At 71.5% G+C, this 16,150-nt stretch carries 17 protein-coding genes and 2 pseudogenes; 9 read left to right on the forward strand and 10 right to left on the reverse strand.

Annotated features, from left to right (window positions below; translation table 11 throughout):
- The first annotated feature begins 243 nt into the window (after positions 1-243).
- A complete protein-coding gene (locus QUE38_RS08905; RefSeq protein ID WP_350227462.1) occupies positions 244-804 on the forward strand; it encodes a thioesterase family protein in 561 nt (186 codons plus the stop codon).
- 57 nt (positions 805-861) lie between these two features.
- Here QUE38_RS08905 and QUE38_RS08910 read toward each other — a convergent pair whose 3' ends face one another.
- The gene (locus tag QUE38_RS08910) at positions 862-1,983 is read right to left on the reverse strand and encodes an AI-2E family transporter (RefSeq protein WP_286307504.1); all 1,122 of its coding nucleotides are present in this window, start codon (positions 1,981-1,983) and stop codon (positions 862-864) included.
- Between the two features lie 20 nt (positions 1,984-2,003).
- On the reverse strand, positions 2,004-2,507 hold the full coding sequence (locus QUE38_RS08915) for an SRPBCC domain-containing protein (RefSeq protein ID WP_286307506.1): 504 nt from the start codon (positions 2,505-2,507) through the stop codon (positions 2,004-2,006).
- A gap of 121 nt (positions 2,508-2,628) precedes the next feature.
- Between QUE38_RS08915 and QUE38_RS08920 the strand changes: the two genes are divergently transcribed.
- On the forward strand, positions 2,629-2,991 hold the full coding sequence (locus tag QUE38_RS08920) for a hypothetical protein (RefSeq protein ID WP_286307508.1): 363 nt from the start codon (positions 2,629-2,631) through the stop codon (positions 2,989-2,991).
- Here the strand turns inward: QUE38_RS08920 and QUE38_RS08925 are convergent.
- Together QUE38_RS08925 and QUE38_RS08930 are read right to left on the reverse strand one after the other, a co-directional pair.
- Positions 2,988-4,543 (reverse strand): annotated as a pseudogene (locus tag QUE38_RS08925) (phytoene desaturase family protein). The gene QUE38_RS08920 and the pseudogene QUE38_RS08925 sit on opposite strands and share 4 nt — an antisense overlap.
- A 46-nt stretch (positions 4,544-4,589) precedes the next feature.
- Positions 4,590-5,021 (reverse strand): winged helix-turn-helix transcriptional regulator, encoded by a 432-nt coding sequence (locus QUE38_RS08930; RefSeq protein ID WP_286307510.1) that lies wholly within the window; start codon positions 5,019-5,021, stop codon positions 4,590-4,592.
- A gap of 111 nt (positions 5,022-5,132) precedes the next feature.
- On the opposite strand from QUE38_RS08930, the gene QUE38_RS08935 reads away from it, so the two are divergent.
- The 4 genes from QUE38_RS08935 (at position 5,133) to QUE38_RS08950 (ending at position 6,940) form a co-directional block, all read left to right on the forward strand.
- Positions 5,133-5,498, forward strand: a complete 366-nt coding sequence (locus tag QUE38_RS08935; RefSeq protein ID WP_286307512.1) for a DoxX family protein — start codon at positions 5,133-5,135, stop codon at positions 5,496-5,498.
- Between the two features lie 83 nt (positions 5,499-5,581).
- Entirely contained in the window at positions 5,582-6,037 is a 456-nt protein-coding gene (locus QUE38_RS08940) for a hypothetical protein (RefSeq protein ID WP_286307514.1), read from the forward strand.
- Positions 6,038-6,041: 4 nt separating this feature from the next.
- Positions 6,042-6,575 (forward strand): putative immunity protein, encoded by a 534-nt coding sequence (locus QUE38_RS08945; RefSeq protein ID WP_286307517.1) that lies wholly within the window; start codon positions 6,042-6,044, stop codon positions 6,573-6,575.
- A gap of 209 nt (positions 6,576-6,784) precedes the next feature.
- Positions 6,785-6,940 (forward strand): hypothetical protein, encoded by a 156-nt coding sequence (locus QUE38_RS08950; protein WP_286307519.1) that lies wholly within the window; start codon positions 6,785-6,787, stop codon positions 6,938-6,940.
- Between the two features lie 7 nt (positions 6,941-6,947).
- On the opposite strand, the gene QUE38_RS08955 is transcribed toward QUE38_RS08950, so the two are convergent.
- The 3 genes and pseudogenes from QUE38_RS08955 to QUE38_RS08965 form a co-directional block, all read right to left on the reverse strand.
- The gene (locus QUE38_RS08955; protein WP_286307521.1) at positions 6,948-7,427 is read right to left on the reverse strand and encodes an RNA polymerase sigma factor; all 480 of its coding nucleotides are present in this window, start codon (positions 7,425-7,427) and stop codon (positions 6,948-6,950) included.
- A gap of 38 nt (positions 7,428-7,465) precedes the next feature.
- Positions 7,466-8,116 carry a hypothetical protein gene (locus QUE38_RS08960; RefSeq protein ID WP_286307524.1) on the reverse strand — a complete coding sequence of 217 codons (651 nt, stop codon included), beginning with the start codon at positions 8,114-8,116 and terminating at the stop codon, positions 7,466-7,468.
- Between the two features lie 100 nt (positions 8,117-8,216).
- Positions 8,217-9,208: pseudogene (locus tag QUE38_RS08965) on the reverse strand (LysR family transcriptional regulator).
- Positions 9,209-9,423: 215 nt separating this feature from the next.
- Here QUE38_RS08965 and QUE38_RS08970 point away from each other — a divergent pair.
- The gene (locus QUE38_RS08970) at positions 9,424-13,038 is read left to right on the forward strand and encodes a bifunctional proline dehydrogenase/L-glutamate gamma-semialdehyde dehydrogenase (protein WP_286307525.1); all 3,615 of its coding nucleotides are present in this window, start codon (positions 9,424-9,426) and stop codon (positions 13,036-13,038) included.
- Between the two features lie 105 nt (positions 13,039-13,143).
- On the opposite strand, the gene QUE38_RS08975 is transcribed toward QUE38_RS08970, so the two are convergent.
- From QUE38_RS08975 to QUE38_RS08985, 3 genes are all read right to left on the reverse strand, one after another.
- The gene (locus tag QUE38_RS08975; protein WP_286307527.1) at positions 13,144-13,509 is read right to left on the reverse strand and encodes a GntR family transcriptional regulator; all 366 of its coding nucleotides are present in this window, start codon (positions 13,507-13,509) and stop codon (positions 13,144-13,146) included.
- Between the two features lie 26 nt (positions 13,510-13,535).
- Complete coding sequence (locus QUE38_RS08980) at positions 13,536-13,973, reverse strand: Lrp/AsnC family transcriptional regulator (protein WP_281883235.1); 438 nt, start codon at positions 13,971-13,973, stop codon at positions 13,536-13,538.
- Between the two features lie 105 nt (positions 13,974-14,078).
- The gene (locus tag QUE38_RS08985; protein WP_286307536.1) at positions 14,079-14,336 is read right to left on the reverse strand and encodes a hypothetical protein; all 258 of its coding nucleotides are present in this window, start codon (positions 14,334-14,336) and stop codon (positions 14,079-14,081) included.
- 482 nt (positions 14,337-14,818) lie between these two features.
- Here QUE38_RS08985 and QUE38_RS08990 point away from each other — a divergent pair, with 482 nt between their 5' ends.
- Together QUE38_RS08990 and QUE38_RS08995 are read left to right on the forward strand one after the other, a co-directional pair.
- Positions 14,819-15,076: a hypothetical protein gene (locus QUE38_RS08990; protein WP_286307538.1), complete on the forward strand. Its 258-nt coding sequence runs from the start codon at positions 14,819-14,821 to the stop codon at positions 15,074-15,076.
- Positions 15,077-15,198: 122 nt separating this feature from the next.
- Positions 15,199-15,993, forward strand: coding sequence for an LLM class F420-dependent oxidoreductase (locus QUE38_RS08995; protein ID WP_286307540.1), 795 nt, complete (start codon positions 15,199-15,201; stop codon positions 15,991-15,993).
- Positions 15,994-16,150: the final 157 nt, after the last annotated feature.

A 16,150-nucleotide genomic window follows, 5' to 3' on the forward strand; every position in this document is an offset into this window, starting at 1 on the left:
CTCACACGGGCACGCGCTGCAGCGCGGGCCGGTGCGATCGGCACGTGCCGGTGGTTACGGCACGTCGAACTCAGCGTGCCGAACCGACTTCGACGTGCCGAACCCACGGGCACGTGCCCGACGGGCCCGGCCGAGGGTGGCGGAAGCGCACAAGGGGGCGCGGCGCCGCGGCGGGCGGGCTTGTGCGAGAGCGCCAACGGATGCCCCGGGGCATCCACCCTGTCCTACAGTGCACCCGTGCACATGTTCTTCAGAACCCTCCTCCACCTCGTCTGGTTCTCGCGCCGCAAGCAGGGCCTCGGACACTACGACGTCGCCCGCACGAACTTCATCACGCTGCCGACCGACCTCGACATCAACCGGCACATGAACAACGGCGTCTACTTCTCGATCATGGACGTCGCCCGCTTCGACATGCTCGTGCGCAACGGCGTCTGGAAGCTCTTCCGCGCGCGCGGCTGGTACCCGGTCGTCGTCGCCGAGACGCTGTCGTTCCGCAAGTCGCTGAACCTCTGGCAGCGCTTCACGATCGAGTCGCGCATCCTCGGCTTCGACGACAAGGCCGTGTACGTCGAGCAGCGCTTCGTGCGCCCCGACGCCGACGGCGAGCCCGAGGTGTACGCGAAGGGCTACATCCGCGGCCGGTTCCTCAAGCAGGGCGGCGGCACCGTGTCGGTCGCCGAGCTCATCGAGGCGATCGGCGAGGTGCCCGAGGAGATGGTCGTTCCCGAGCGGCTGCTCGAGTGGGGCCAGGGCGTGTCGCTGCCGGCCACGCGCGCGGCGGCCCCGTCGGTCTGGAGCTGACGCCGGTGACGCGAGCGGATGCCCCGGGGCATCCGCTCGCCTCGACCTGAGCGAGAGCTAGCTGACCGCCTTCTTCGGCACCACGACCTCGCGGATGATGAGGAGGATGCCCGCGGCGATCGGGATCGCGACCAGCGCGCCCGGCAGGCCGGCGAGCGTGCCACCGGCGAGGGCGGCGATCAGCACGAGCGAACCCGGCACCGAGACCGCCTTGCTCATCACGCGCGGGGTGAGGATGTACGCCTCGACCTGCATGTAGATGAGCATGAAGATCAGCACGATGATCGCGGCCGTCGGCGAGACGAACAGCGCCACGATCGTCATGGCGATCGTGGTGAGCACGGTACCGATGAGCGGGATCAGCGTGATCAGGAACGCGACCGATGCGATGACGATGGCGTACGGCACGCCGACGATGATCAGCAGGATGAGGCTGTAGGTGGCGTTGAAGAACGCCAGGATCACCATGCCGCTGAGGTAGCGCCCGATGGAGTCCATGATCCGCTCGGCGTAGCCGACGACCGTCTCGCGGTGCGAGGCCGAGATGAGGGAGTAGCTGGCCTTCTTCATGGTGTCGAGGGTCGCCACGAAGTAGATCGTGAGGATGAAGATGAAGAACCCGCTCGAGATGGCGTTCACGACCGTGCCCGCGACCGCGAGCGCGCCGCCGCCGACGGTCGCCCACGTGTTCGGGTCGGTCACGAGGTCGAGCAGCCAGTCGTAGAGGCCCGAGATCGCGCCGCCGGTGAAGTCCTCGACCGCGAGGTACCAGTCCTGCTGCTGGATGTCGGCGACCGCCTGGGGCAGGCCCTGGATGAACTCGACGGCCTGCGTGACGATCAGCGGGATGACCAGCAGCAGCATGCCGACGACCACGCCGACGAAGAGCAGGATGACCGTGACGATCGCCCAGCCGCGCTTCATGCCGCGCCGCTGGAACCAGCGGATCAGCGGGTCGAGCCCGAGCGAGATGAACAGCGCGGCGAACACCGCGAAGATCACCGACGACAGCCCGAGCGCCGCCTGCGCGAGGAACAGCGCGAGCAGCACGCCGAGCGTGGCGACGAACGCCCACCGGAACGGGTGGTTGCTCATCAGGCTCACGATGGGTCGTGGCGCACGCTCCGCCGGCTCGGTGACGTCACTGGCATCGGTGGCGCGGCGCGATGACCTCTTCATGGCGCCAGTCTAGGGGTGGGTCACGCGGATGCCGCGGGAACGACGAGCCCCTTGTAGTAGTCGACGTACGTGTCGCCGTAGTGGCTCCACTTCGGGCGTTCGCCGCCGGCGACCGCGACCTGCAGCGCGTCGAGGTAGTGGTCCCAGACCGGGCCGACGCGCGCGGCGTCCTTCGGGTCGCGCAGTCGCTGCCCGAGCGTGAGCGCGGTGCGGCCGCCCTTCTCGGTGAGGTGGCAGTACACGCGCACCTCGTCGGCGCCCTCGCCCACGTCGGCCGTGAACCGGTGCGGCGCCTCGAACTCGAGCACGCTGGCGTACTCCCACTCGGAGTTCTGGCCGCCCGACAGGACGAACTTGACGCCGCCGGTGCGCGGATTGCCCGTGTAGGTGCCGATCCACTTCTTCATCTCGCCCGGGGCGGTGAGCGTGAACCAGACCTTCTCGATGGGCGCCGCGAACAGCCGATCGAACAGCAGGTACAGGCCGTCGGGCCGGTTCGCGTAGTGGCCGGTGGGGTTCGTCATGATGACCTCCAGTCGAGACCTCTGCGTCGATTCCAGCCTATTCCCGCGCGGCCCGCGGGGCCAGCACGACGCCCCCGATCGTGGTCGGTTCCGGGGCCCGGCGACCGCTAGGATCTTGGGCATGAGCCAGCGCAAGGACACCGAAGAGCACGCCCTCGACATCACGGGCGACCGCTCCGGATGGTGGGGCGCCTTCGCCGGCGTCATCGCCATGGTCTTCGTGGCCGTGCCGATCTCGGCGGCCATCGGCCTCGCGACCCACCCTGCGACGCAGACGCTGTTCAGCGGCGAGCGCATCTCGGAGGCGTCGCAGTTCGGCTACTCGGCGTTCTGGTGGATCGTCGCGCTCGTGCTGATCGCCCTCCCGTTCGGCATCGGCTTCCTCATCGCGAAGGCCTCGACCCGCGCGCTGCAGATCGTCGGCGCGATCGTCGTGCTGTTCGTCATCGCGGTCATCGTGCTCGGGCAGCTCTTCGTCTTCTAGGCGAGCGACTCCACCACGGCCATGGCGGCGTTGTGCCCGCCGATGCCCGACACCGCGCCCCCGCGCACCGCGCCCGACCCGCACATGAGGATGCGCGGGTGCGCCGTGGCCACGCCCCAGCGCTCGGCCGGCGTCTCGGCGGGGTCGCCCGCCTCGCGCCACGGCCACGACAGCGGCCCGTGGAAGATGTTGCCGCCGGGCATCGCGAGGGCGCGCTCGAGGTCGCGCGTCGTCTTCGTCTCGATGCACGGCCGGCCCGAGGCATCCGTCGCCAGCAGCGACTCGATCGGCTCGGCGAGCACGGAGTCGAGCGAGTCGAGCACCGCCCGCTCGGCGGCGCGGCGCAGCTCGTCGTCGCCGAGCGCGTCGACCAGGCGGTCGGGCACGTGCAGGGCGAAGACGGTGAGCGTGTGCGAGCCCGACGCGGTGAGCTCGGGGAGAGGATGCTCGGGTCGCTCAGCGTGTGGCAGTAGACCTCGCACGGCATGGGGTCGGGCAGGCGCCCGGCGCTGGCGGCTGCGTAGGCGGCCTCGAGCTGCGACGCGGTCTCGTTCACGTGCAGCGTGCCGCCGAACGCGGCCTCGGGTGAGACCGACGTGTCGCGCAGGCGCGGCAGGCGGGTGAGCAGCAGGTTGACCTTGAGCTGGGCGCCCTCGGGGCGCGGCGCGGAGTCGGGCTCGCCGAGCAGACGGGCGAGCACGTGCGGGGCGACGCCCGAGAGCACGGTCGTTGCGCTGACGGTGTGCTCGACGCCGCCCCGGGTGTAGCGCACCTCGCCATCGGGCGTGATGCTCGTGACATCCGCCCCCGTCACCAGCGTCGCGCCGGCCGTGCGTGCGGCCCTCGCCAGCTCGCCGCTGACCGCGCCCATGCCGCCGACCGGCACGTCCCAGTCGCCGGTGCCGCCGCCGATCACGTGGTACAGGAAGCAGCGGTTCGCGTCGAGCGCCGGGTCGCTCGTGCGCGTGAACGTGCCGATGAGCCCGTCGGTCTCGACGACGCCGCGCACGAGGTCGTTCGAGAACCGCGCGGCGACGGCTTCGCCGAGCGGGCGACGCACGAACTCGTCCCAGACGCGGGCGTCGTCGACCATGCGACGCACCTCGTCGCGCGTCGGCAGCGGCTCGGTGAGCGTCGGGAAGATCGCCTCGGCGAGACGCACGGTGTCGTCGCCGAAGGAGCCCCAGGCGAGGGCGTCGGATGCCGCGCCGATGCGCTCGAACGCGCCGTAGCCGGCACCGTCGCGTTCGATCAGCAGCCCACGCGTCGGGTCGTGCGGGTCGGGCGTATAGGAGGAATGTGCGCGGCGCACCAGCCGCAGGTCGAGGCCGAGGTCGTCGATGATGCGCTTCGGCAGCAGGCTGACGAGGTAGGAGTAGCGGCTGAGCCGCGCCTCGACGCCCTCGAACGCGGGGGCGGAGATCGCCGCGCCGCCGAGGTGGTCGTCGCGCTCGAGCAGCAGCACGTCGAGGCCCGCGCGGGCCAGGTAGGCGGCGGCGGTCAGCCCGTTGTGTCCGCCGCCGACGATCACGACATCGTGTTCCACAGGCATGGGTCGAGGGTACCCGGGGGCTGCGCGGACTCGGGTCGCGGGTGGCTCAGCGCTGGTGCGCGGCGTCGTAGGCCGCTCGCGAGTCCTCGATGCGCGGGTGGTTCGTGATCGCCCAGTCGGCAAGTGCCATGGCCATGTCGATGAGCGTGCCGCCGAGCTCGGTGAGCTCGTACTCGACGCGCGGGGGCACCTCGGCGTGCACCGTGCGCGTCACCAGGCCGTCGCGTTCGAGCTGCCGGAGCGTGAGGGTCAGCATCCGCTGCGAGATGCCCGGAATGTGCCGCTGCAGCTCGGTGAACCGCAGGCGCTCCTCGCGCAGCGTGCCGATCACGAGCAGCGACCACTTGTCGCCGACGCGGTCGAGCACGTCGCGGATGGCGCGACCGTGCTCCCCGCCGGGCGGTGCGCCCGCGCAGGAGCGCTCGTAGTCGGTCGGTGCCGGCTCGACCGGTCGTTCGACGGTGAGGGGCTTCGCCATCGCGTGTCACCTACTTACTCGGATGTGCCTTTTGCACGCCTTGATCCGATCACAGATCATGGGGTTGCTTACCAACAGTAACAAACCCCACGATCACTCCCTGGAGACCCCATGCTCATCGCCCTCTGGATCCTCAACGCCGTGCTCGCGCTCGCCTTCGTCGCCGCTGGCACCATGAAGCTCGCGCGCCCGAAGCCCGCACTCGTCGCGAGCGGCCTGGCCTGGGCCGACGACTTCGCCGACCCGACCGTGAAGCTCATCGGCGCGGCCGAGCTCGCCGGCGGCATCGGACTCGTGCTCCCGCTGCTCACGGGCATCGCGCCCATCCTCACCCCGATCGCCGCCGCCGCGCTCGCCGTCGTGATGGTCGGCGCCGTCGTCGTGCACATCCGCCGCTCGGAGAACGCGACCCCGTCGATCGTGCTCGGTGTGCTGTCGGCCGCGAGCGCGGTGCTCGGCTTCCTCGTGGTGCTCTGACGGCGTCGGCGCCGCTCGTCGATCCATCCGCTCGCGCGCGCGGGGTGGCTACGGTGGGATGCATGGATCGGCGCTCACTCCGAATGCCGCTGCTGCTCGCGCTGCCGGTCGGGGCGGCCGGCGGGGTGGTCCTGGCCCTGGGCCTGTACCTGGCGAGCAACCCGGACTTCCGGTTGCTCGGAGGGTGGGGTGCGTTCGGGTCACTGGTCGGGGCCGGCGCGCTCCTCGGCGGAATGACGGCGCTCGCGGCGATGATCGGCGCGCTGATCGCCGTGCTCGTGGTTCGTGGTTCTCGAGCCATCCGCGGGCGGGTGCTCACCGGCGCGGCGTTCGGCGCGGCCGCCATGTGGCTCGGTATCGCGGCCGTCAACGCGTTCGTCACGCCCGGAGGGGAGTTGTGGTTCCCGCTCGCGATCATGATCGCGGGTGGCGCGGCGCTCGTGGCGGTCGCACTGGCGGCGTTGCTGTTGGCCGTGGCGCCGATGCCCGGGCGGTCGCGCGCTGCGGCGCCATCCGGCCTACCCGGGTCGTCGGGGTGAGCGTGTGACCTCGACCCAGACGCTGAGCCTGGAGGATCGCCGCGCGGTCGCGGCGTGGGCCGCCGACTGCGCCGAGCGGGTGCTGCCGCTGTTCGAAGCGGATGCCCCGGACGACGACCGGCCACGCGACGCGATCGCGCGGGCGCGGGCGTTCTCGCGCGGCGAGCTCGACGCGGCCGGCGAGATCCGCCGCCGGTTCGTCGCCGGCCGCGCGGCGCACGGCGCGAGTGCGCCGGCGGCAGTGGCGGCGGCACGATCGGCCGCGCAGGCAGCAGGTGTCGCCCACATGGGCGCGCATGCGCTCGGTGCCGCAGCGTACGCCGTGCGCGCGGTGGGTCTTGCCGAGCCCGATGGCGACGCGCGTGCCGCGGAGCTCGACTGGCAGGTGGGGCGCCTCTCGGAACCGGCGCGGCACGCGCTGCTGCTGCTCCCGCCGGTCGGCTCCGACCGGTCCGGCCCGCTCGGCGCCGGGCTGCTGGCGACCGGCGAGCTGGGCTCGATCATCCGCGACCTGCAGGCGGCGATCGCAACCTCGTGAGACTGTTCAACTGAGTGGTCAGTCCCCGCGACTGTTCAGAATACTGAACAGTCATGGGTGGCAACGGCGACGTCGAACGGTTCGAGCGAGATTCCGTGTGAACCTGCCCGTCATCATCTGGAATGCCGCGAAGCTGGAGGGATTCGGAGGCGCACGGAGCGCCTGTGGAGGACGCCGAACGCTGCGCGACCGCCCCATAGGCTCAGCCCATGTTCGTCTCCGGATTCAACGGCCTGCTGGTGCTCGCCATCTACCTCGTGATCATCGCCGTCATCGCCGCGGTGCTCTACTTCGTCGTGCGCCTGGCGGTGCTGCATGCCCTGCAGGCCCATACCCGCTGGGTCGAGGGACGCCTGACCGAATAGGGAGCCGTCACGCGCGCCGGGAGGGTTCGTAGTCGCGGAGCCGCGCGCGAAGGCTGGTCCGCGCGCGCTGGAAGCGGCCGCGTGCGGTCGACTCGCTGACGCCCACGATGACCGCGGCCTGTGCAACGGTGAACCCGTCCCAGAGAACGAGTCGCACCAGCTCCGCCTGGTCGGCGGGGATGGCCGTCAGCGCGGCCCGCACGTCGAGAGCGCGGTCGCCGATCTGCTCGGGCGGGAGCGCGGCCAGATGGTCGGCGAGAGCGGCGGTGAAGCGATGTCGGCGCCTCGCCCCACGGGTTGCATTCGCGAGCACGTTCCGAGCGACGCCGAACAACCACATCCGCGCCTCGGTCTCGTCATCCGGCAGGCGGGATCGGCGTCTCGTGGCGACCAAGAATGTCTCGCTGAGCAGGTCGGACGCATCAGCGGGCACCTCGACGCGGCGGCCGAAGAAGTTGAGGAGATCCGCCGCATTGGCGATGTACACGGATGCGAGTCGCTGGTCGTCGGCCCTCCGATGGCGCGTCACTCGCCGGCCCCGGACTCGCCCGTGCATGGTCCGGCCGCCGACTCGAGGGCGACCCCGGGCTGCAGGTAGCCGGCGCGATCGAGTTCCTGGCTGACTCGCATCGAGATCAGCCGCGTCGCGGCCCCGGACAGCGTCGCCGGCGGCGGGGTCATCGTCTCGGTAGTGGCTGCCTCGCGCTGCTCCTGGTCGCGAGTGAGCTCGTTCTGGATCTCCGCAGCGGTGATCGAGGCGATCAGCGGGTCCCAGTCGTGGTCGGTCAGGAAGACGCGTGCGGCCTCGGTGCGGCGGTCGACCTCGTCGTCGGTCACGTCACGGCTGTAATCGGGAATGACCCGCATGTAGACCTCGCACAGCCCGAGCGTCGGCCCGCCCTCGAGATCGAACGTGCGCTGCGCGACGATGTCGGGGGTCCATCCCAGCCAGTCGACCACCACCGGTGCAGCCGCGGCGGCACCGACGCCGACCGCCAGCACACCGATTCCGATCCCGAGCCCGCCGGCGACCTTCCGCATCCCGGAGCGTCTCGAGGTCGCGTTCGCCTCAGCGACGGCTGACAGTGCAATGCTCTCGGCCAACGCCTTCGCTCCCACGGTCGCGCCGAGTTCGCGCGGCGTCGCGTCTCGCACGACATCGTCCAACCAGTCCATCGACTGCCTCCTCGTCGTCCACCTTCACGTAGGACATGTCCGAATCGCCGCGCGATGCAACAGCTGTGGGGAAGTTCCGCGGGGTCGGGCGCCCGGCCCCTCATTCCGACGGCGCCGCGACCGCGGACGCAGCCGCGCGGAGCGCCTCGCGCACGGCGATGACGCCGGGGCGGTCGGCCGCGGCAAGGCGGGTCGCCGTGAAGATCTCGCGCGAGGGGCGGCCGGGCAGGTCGTGCAGGCGCACCGAGGGCGCGTCGCCCGCCCAGACGAGGTCGGGCAGCAGCGCGGCGGCGTTGCCGGTGCGCACGAGGCGGATGTGCGCGACCAGGTCGGTCGTCACGTAGCGCACGTCGGGCTCGAAGCCGGCCGCGCGGCACTGCTGCAGCGCCCACTGGCGGGCGGCGCTGCCCTCGGGCTCCATCACCCAGGGCAGCGCGGCGGCGCTGCGCAGGCGGGCGAGCGCGTCGCGCTCGGCGGCGGGGAGGGCCCCGGGTCGGCGTCGGCCAGGTCGGGCAGGGCGGCGGATGCCTCTGAGTCGCGCCCGTCGGAGGCATCCGTCACCGGTGGCAGCGCCAGCCGGATCGGGTCGCTCGCGAGGCGCACCCGGTCGAGGCCCTCGTGGTGCGGGCGGGTGTGGCCGGGGTACTGCTCGGCGATGACGAGGTCGGCGTCGCGCGCGACGGTATCGAAGAGGCCCTGCTCGGGCGGGCGCTCGACGAGCTCGACGCGCAGCTCGGGGTGCGTGCGGGCGAGGCGCGCGAGGGCGTCGGGCATGAGCGCGTGCGCGGCCGACTGGAACACCGCCACGCGCACGGTGCCGGCGATCGTGGTGAGCGAGGCGGCGACGTCGGACTCGGCGCGCTCGAGGCGGTCGAGCACCACGCGCGCGTGTTCGACGAGCAGCAGCGCCTGCGGGGTGAGGCGCACGCGGCGGCCGGCGGGCTCGAGCAGCGGCACGCCCGCCTCGCGCGCGAGCTGGTCGAGTTGCTGGGAGACCGACGACGGACTGTACGAGAGGGCGTCCGCGACCGCGGCGAGCGTGCCACGCTGGGAGAGCTCGACCAGCAGGCGAAGGCGTCTCACGTCAAGCACGGCACCTCCCGGGGCATCCGCTCATTCATCGGTTGACCTGATCAGTATCCGTCAGAATCATTCGCTGTACCGAACGGACACGGCGACGCAGACTGGAGACGCACGGCGCCCCTACGCCCGGCAACGCCCGCTCGGAAGGACACTGACCACATGGCCACCTCGATCGAGACCCCCGCGCCGTCCACGGCGACCTCGCCAACCGCGCGATCTCCCTCGTGCAGCGCTGGCTCGCCGAGAGCGCGGACGTGCCGGTCGAGCCTGCGGCGCGCAACCTCGCGGGCGTGCTCGAGGACCCGAAGGGCCTCGACTTCACGGTCGGCTTCGTCGACGGCGTCATGCGGCCGGAGGACCTGCGGGTCGCGGCGCGCGCCCTGCAGCGAGTCAGCGAGCACACGCCGAAGTTCCTGCCCTGGTACCTGCGCTGGGCGGTGCAGCTGGGCGGCGCGTTCGCGCCCGTGTTCCCGTGGCCGATCGTGCCGATCGCCCGCCGCGTGCTGCGTGACATGGTCGGCCACCTCGTGCTCGACGCGACCCCCGACAAGCTCGGCCCCGCGATCGCGCACCTGCGCGAGTCGGGCAACCGGCTGAACTTGAACCTGCTCGGCGAGGCCGTGCTCGGCGAGCAGGAGGCCGCCCGTCGCCTCAAGGGCACGACCGAGTTCCTCGCCCGCCCCGACGTCGACTACGTGTCGATCAAGGTGTCGAGCGTCGTCAGCCAGCTCTCGATGTGGTCGTTCGACGAGGCCGTCGACCGCGTGGTCGAGCGGCTCACGCCGCTGTACGAGCTCGCCGCGTCGAGCCCCACGCCGAAGTTCATCAACCTCGACATGGAGGAGTACCACGACCTCGACCTGACGATCGCGGTCTTCACCAAGCTGCTCGACCAGCACCGCCTGCGCCGCCTCGAGGCCGGCATCGTGCTGCAGGCCTACCTGCCCGACGCGCTCGGCGCGCTGCAGGAGCTCACCGCGTGGTCGAAGCGGCGCCGAGCCGCGGGCGGCGCGCCGATCAAGGTGCGCGTCGTGAAGGGCGCGAACCTCGCCATGGAGCGCGTCGACGCCGCCGTGCACGGCTGGCCGCTCGCCACCTACGGCAGCAAGCAGGACTCCGACACCAACTACAAGCGCGTGCTCGACTTCGCACTCACCCCCGAGCACACCGATGCCGTGAAGATCGGCGTCGCCGGCCACAACCTGTTCGACCTCGCGTACGCGTGGCTGCTCGCGAACGACCGCGGCGTCGCCGACCGCATCGACATCGAGATGCTGCTCGGCATGGCCACCGGCCAGGCCGCCGCGATCACCCGGGACGTCGGCCGGCTGCTGCTCTACACGCCCGTCGTGAACCCCGCCGAGTTCGACGTCGCCATCGCCTACCTCGTGCGTCGCCTCGAGGAGAACGCCAGCTCGGAGAACTTCATGTCGGCCGTGTTCGACCTCGCGTCGAACCGCAGCCTGTTCGAGCGCGAGCGCGACCGCTTCCTCCGCTCACTCGCCGCACTCGACCAGGCCGTGCCGCAGCCCAACCGCACCCAGGATCGGCACACCGAGTGGGAGCACAAGCAGGTCGAGCCGGTCACGCCGCGACTGCCGATGAGCGAGACGGATGCCCCTGAGGCCGACGCCTCACTCACCGCCGAGGTGCTCGGTCTGACCCGCGGGTCCGACGGGGTCGACGCGCTCGCCGAGGCGGGCGGCGCGGCCGCTGCTGGCACCGCGGCCGGCACGGGCAGCGACCGCGCCCCGCTCACCGCGGCGCTGCAGGTGCCGGGCGACGCCGGCCCGGGGGCATCCGACGCCTTCTCGAACGAGCCCGACACCGACCCGTCGCTGCCGGCGAACCGGCTGTGGGGTCGGCGCATCCTCGAGCGGGTGCCCGGCTCGCCGCTCGGCATCGACACGATTGACGCGTCGCGCATCGGCGACGGCGACACCCTCGAGCGCGTGGTCGCGACCGTGACCGCCGCGGGCAGCGCTTGGGGCGAGCTGCCCGGTGCCGAGCGCGCCGCCGTGCTGCACCGTGCGGGGCTCGCGCTCGCCGCGAACCGCGACCGGCTGATCGAGGTCATGGCCGCTGAGACCGGCAAGACCATCGCCGAGGCCGACCCCGAGGTGAGCGAGGCGATCGACTTCGCGCACTACTACGCCGAGCGCGCCCGCGAGCTCGACCACGTGCAGGGCGCGATCTTCGTGCCGTCGAAGCTCACGGTCGTCACGCCGCCGTGGAACTTCCCGGTCGCGATCCCGGCCGGCGGGGTGCTCGCGGCGCTCGCCGCAGGCTCGGGCGTCATCATCAAGCCGGCCGCGCTGTCGCGCCGCAGCGGCGCCGTCATGGTCGAGGCGCTCTGGGAGGCAGGCGTGCCGCGCGAGCTGCTCGCGCTCGTGCAGCTCGACGACCGCGAGCTCGGCAAGCAGCTCGTCGCGCACCCGTCGGTCGACCGGGTGATCCTCACCGGCGCGTACGAGACCGCCAAGCTGTTCCGCTCGTTCCGCCCCGACCTGCCGCTGCTCGCCGAGACGAGCGGCAAGAACGCGATCATCGTCACGCCGAGCGCGGACCTCGACCTCGCGGCATCCGATGTCGCGAAGAGCGCGTTCGGGCACGCCGGCCAGAAGTGCTCGGCCGCGTCGCTCGTGATCCTCGTCGGGTCGGTCGGCAGCTCGAAGCGCTTCCTGAACCAGCTCGTCGACGCGACCCGGTCGATGCGCGTCGGCTACCCCGAGGACCCGGCGACGCAGATCGGGCCGGTGGTCGAGCCCGTGCACGGCAAGCTGCTGCACGCGCTCACGCAGCTCGACCCGGGCGAGCGGTGGCTCGTGGAGCCGAAGCGCCTCGACGACACCGGTCGCCTGTGGTCGCCCGGCATCCGCGACCACGTCAAGGCCGGATCGTACGTGCACCTCACCGAGTTCTTCGGGCCGATGCTCGGCATCATGCGCGCGCGCGACCTCGACGAGGCCATCGAGATGCAGAACGCGGTCGACTACGGGCTGACCGCCGGCATCCACACCCTCGACTCCGACGAGCTCGCGACCTGGCTCGACCGCGTCGAGGCAGGCAACCTGTACGTCAACCGCGGCATCACGGGCGCGATCGTGCAGCGGCAGCCGTTCGGCGGCTGGAAGCGCTCGGCCGTCGGCGCGGGCGCGAAGGCCGGCGGACCGAACTACCTCTTCGGCCTCGGCGACTGGATGCCCGCGCGGTCGAGCACGCAGAGCTCGACGCTGCACCTGCGCGGCCTCGACGGCCGGGTCTCGACGCTCATCGAGCACGCCCAGCCCGCGCTGTCGTTCGAGGAGTTCGAGCTGCTGCGCCGGTCGGCGCTGTCGGACGCGATCGCGTACCGCGACGAGTACGGCGTCGCGCGCGACGTGACCGGGCTCGGCGTCGAGCGCAACGTCTTCCGCTACCGGCCGACGCCGGTCACGGTGCGCATCTCCGAGGGCGCGAGCCTCGGCGAGGGCCTGCGCGTGATCGCGGCCGCGCTGCTCGCGCGCTCGCCGATCGAGGTGTCGACCGCGATCGAACTGCCCGTGGGGGTGGTCACGGTGCTGCACGCCGCCGATGCGCCGGTCGAGGTCGAATCGGATGCCGCGTGGCTGGAGCGCGCCCACCGGGGCGGCATCGAGACGGCGCGCGTGCGCCTGGTCGGCGGCGACGCGTCGGCGCTCGCCGGGGCGCTCGCCGGCACGCCCGACGTCGCGGTCTGGTCGCACGCCGTCACCCCGTCGGGCCGCGTCGAGCTGCTGCCGTTCCTGCACGAGCAGGCCGTGTCGATCACGAACCACCGCTTCGGCAACCCGACGACGATCTCCGACGGCGTGATCTAGCGTCGCGCGTCGACGCTCCCGATTCGGGCACGTCGAGATCGTTCGGGCACGCCTACTCGGCGTGCCGGAGCGATTTCGACGTGCCGGACAGCGGGCGGGCGAGCGTCAGCGGTCGGCGCGGAGGGCGGCGCGGGCGTAGGCGAGCGCGGAGGCCTCGTCGACGCCGAGCTGGGACATGCGATCGGCGAAGGCCGTCGCCGCGAGCTGGGCCTGCTGCTCGGTGGGGTCGCCCGTTGCCGAGACGAAGGTGCCGTTGCGGCCGCGCGTCTCGATGACCGCGTCGGACTCGAGTGCGCGGTACGCCTTCGCGACCGTGTTCACGGCGACGCCGAGGTCGGCGGCCAGTGCGCGCACGGTGGGGAGTTTCGTGCCGGCGGCGAGGTCACCGGAGCGGACGGCGTCGCGCACCCGCATCCGGATCTGCTCGAACGGCGGGGTGGACGACTCGGGGTCGACGGTGATCGCGAGCACGGGGCATCCGCTCGATTCTGCCGAGGTCAGTCGCGCGGCCGGTTGACCAGGCGCGAGAAGACGATGGCGCTGCGCGTGTGGTCGACGTTCGGGGCGACGCGCAGGCGCTCGAGCGCGTCTTCGAGGCTCGTGATGTCGCGGGCGCGCATCTGCACGATCGCGTCGGCGCTGCCCGTGACGGTGCCGGCGTAGACGACCTCGGGCACGTTCTGCAGGATGCGCTGGAGCTCCTCGGGCGCGACCGTGCCGCGGCAGAACAGTTCGACGTACGCCTCGGTGCTCATGCCGTCGACGGTCGGGTCGACCTGGATCGTGAACGCGCGGATCACACCGTCGGCGACGAGTCGGTCGACGCGGCGCTTCACGGCCGAGGCGGACAGCCCGACGGTCGAGCCGATGTCGCCGTAGCTCGCGCGGGCGTTCTCGCGCAGGAGGTCGAGGATGCTGCGGTCGAGGTTGTCCATGCGTTGGGAGTGTAGGGCGGATCGTTGCGTCTGTGGAGCCCGTGACGCCGTATCTCGTGCGCTCGTGATCGAATCGATGCGGAATGCGCCGGACGCGAGTCGCCGCTACCGCCGGTGACGCCGGTGCACGGCGGCGAGGACGAGCGCTCCGGCCCCGATGGCCATGGTCGCGCTCGCCACCTTCGCCATCACCTCGATCCACAACGGTGGCGGACCGGTGAGTGCGCCCTCGACCGTCTCCGAGGCGTTGTAGTCGATCGCGGAGAACGCGATGGCGAGCACGAGTCCGACGACGCCGAGCACCAGAGCCCAGGCGCCGAAGGGCACGAGTCGGATGCCTCGCGGCTTCGTCGCTGCGCTCACACACCGTCCTTCCGTCTGATGCAGCGCACTATCGTCCGGATCGGGACCCGGAGTCTTGTCGCCGGCCGCATCGCGGTGAGGGCCGCCGTGCCTGGGGAGCACCTCGCCTTCGTGCGTATCGAGTTCGCGACGCACAAGCGCTGGACGGCTCCTCCACAACCCCGCAGTTCTGCCCGCCCTCCGCGTCAATAGGATGTTGACACTCGCCCCAGGGTTTGTCGTCATTACATTGACGTCGTGGAGATCAGGTCCAGCGCCCGCACACACGGCATCGTCGATGCGGACATCCGACACGCGATCAGGCATCCACGCGTGTACCGGGAGGTGGAACGAGATGGCGACCTGCAGATCCTCGTGCTCGGCCCGGCCCAGGACGGGCGATTCCTCAGATCGTGCTCGTGCCCGCACCCGATCCGATGCGCGTCATCCACGCAGATGAGCTCCGCCCGAACTGGTACGACCTGCTCTGAGAGGTGATCAGCATGACAAAGACGAAGGCCAGCACGGAGGAGTGGCTCGACGAGCTCCGGCTCGAGAAGTCGGATATGCGCGACGGCGCGCACCTCGCGCGGATCGGCGTCGCGCTCGACGCGATCGAGGCGGCGGAGCGGGAACTCGTCGCCGCCGTCGCCGCGGCCCACGCGGCCGGCGACTCGTGGGCCGCGATCGGGGCGGTGCTCGGCACGAGCCGGCAGGCGGCGCATCGACGGTTCGCGTCGCAGATCGACACGCAGGGCTGAGGCGGCGACGGCAGCGAGCGGATGCGACTGGGCGCGCGGCGGCCCTGAGGCATCCGCCCGCCCTTCTCCCCAGTTCTCGAATCGATTCGGTGATCTCGCCCGGTCGGCCTAGCGTGGAACCCATGCTCACCGACACCCCCGTACGCCTCGGCGTCCAACTCCACCCCCAGCACGCCACGGCCCAGAACATGCGCGACGCGGTGATGCGTTGCGAGGATCTCGGCGTCGACATCGTCTTCAACTGGGACCACTTCTTCCCGCTCTACGGCGAGGCCGACGGCCAGCACTTCGAGTCGTGGACCCTGCTCGCCGCCTGGGCCGAGCAGACCGAGCGCGTCGAGCTCGGCGCGCTCGTGAACTGCAACAGCTACCGCAACCCCGACCTGCAGGCCGACATGGCCCGCACGATCGACCACATCAGCGCCAAGGGCGGCGAGGGCCGGTTCATCTTCGGCACCGGCTCCGGCTGGTTCGAGCGCGACTACGACGAGTACGGCTACGACTTCGGCACCGTCGGCTCGCGGCTCGACGACCTCGCCGAGGCGATGCCGCGCATCGAGGCGCGCTGGGCGAAGCTCAACCCGGCGCCGACTCGCCGCATCCCCGTGCTCATCGGCGGCAAGGGCGAGCAGAAGACGCTGAAGCTCGTGGCCAAGCACGCCGACGTGTGGCACAGCTTCGTCAAGCCCGAGGAGATCGCGCACAAGGTGTCGGTCATCGACGCCTGGGGCGAGAAGGTCGGGCGCGACACGTCGGACATCGTCGTGTCGAACGAGCTCGCCCGGGCCGACGACGAGAAGGCGAACGCGTACTACGACGCGGGCGTGCGCATGTTCACGCTCGGCCTCAACGGCCCCGACTACGACATGATCCAGGTCTCGCGCTGGCTCGCCTGGCGCGACGCCAAGAACTCCTGACACCAGGGCGCTGAAGCGCACGGATGCTGCGTGCCGACGCTGAGCACGCAGCATCCGTGCGTCTCAATCGGTATCGCGCCGCGCTCGGGCATGTGACACTGGAAGCGGCGTCCCGCACCGCCTGCGGGGCTCGAGGAGAGTGACCTGGTCCGCCGAC

The organism is Agromyces mangrovi, assembly GCF_030296695.1.
Classification (GTDB): domain Bacteria; phylum Actinomycetota; class Actinomycetes; order Actinomycetales; family Microbacteriaceae; genus Agromyces; species Agromyces mangrovi.

Bases quoted from the DNA above. Each gene is read 5' to 3' on its own strand.
- QUE38_RS08905 (WP_350227462.1), top strand. From the start codon at position 244: ATGTTCTTCAGAACCCTCCTCCACCTCGTCTGGTTCTCGCGCCGCAAG.
- QUE38_RS08910 (WP_286307504.1), bottom strand. From the start codon at position 1,983: ATGAAGAGGTCATCGCGCCGCGCCACCGATGCCAGTGACGTCACCGAG.
- QUE38_RS08915 (WP_286307506.1), bottom strand. From the start codon at position 2,507: ATGACGAACCCCACCGGCCACTACGCGAACCGGCCCGACGGCCTGTAC.
- QUE38_RS08920 (WP_286307508.1), top strand. From the start codon at position 2,629: ATGAGCCAGCGCAAGGACACCGAAGAGCACGCCCTCGACATCACGGGC.
- QUE38_RS08930 (WP_286307510.1), bottom strand. From the start codon at position 5,021: ATGGCGAAGCCCCTCACCGTCGAACGACCGGTCGAGCCGGCACCGACC.
- QUE38_RS08935 (WP_286307512.1), top strand. From the start codon at position 5,133: ATGCTCATCGCCCTCTGGATCCTCAACGCCGTGCTCGCGCTCGCCTTC.
- QUE38_RS08940 (WP_286307514.1), top strand. From the start codon at position 5,582: ATGCCGCTGCTGCTCGCGCTGCCGGTCGGGGCGGCCGGCGGGGTGGTC.
- QUE38_RS08950 (WP_286307519.1), top strand. From the start codon at position 6,785: ATGTTCGTCTCCGGATTCAACGGCCTGCTGGTGCTCGCCATCTACCTC.
- QUE38_RS08960 (WP_286307524.1), bottom strand. From the start codon at position 8,116: ATGGACTGGTTGGACGATGTCGTGCGAGACGCGACGCCGCGCGAACTC.
- QUE38_RS08980 (WP_281883235.1), bottom strand. From the start codon at position 13,973: ATGGACAACCTCGACCGCAGCATCCTCGACCTCCTGCGCGAGAACGCC.
- QUE38_RS08990 (WP_286307538.1), top strand. From the start codon at position 14,819: ATGACAAAGACGAAGGCCAGCACGGAGGAGTGGCTCGACGAGCTCCGG.
- QUE38_RS08995 (WP_286307540.1), top strand. From the start codon at position 15,199: ATGCTCACCGACACCCCCGTACGCCTCGGCGTCCAACTCCACCCCCAG.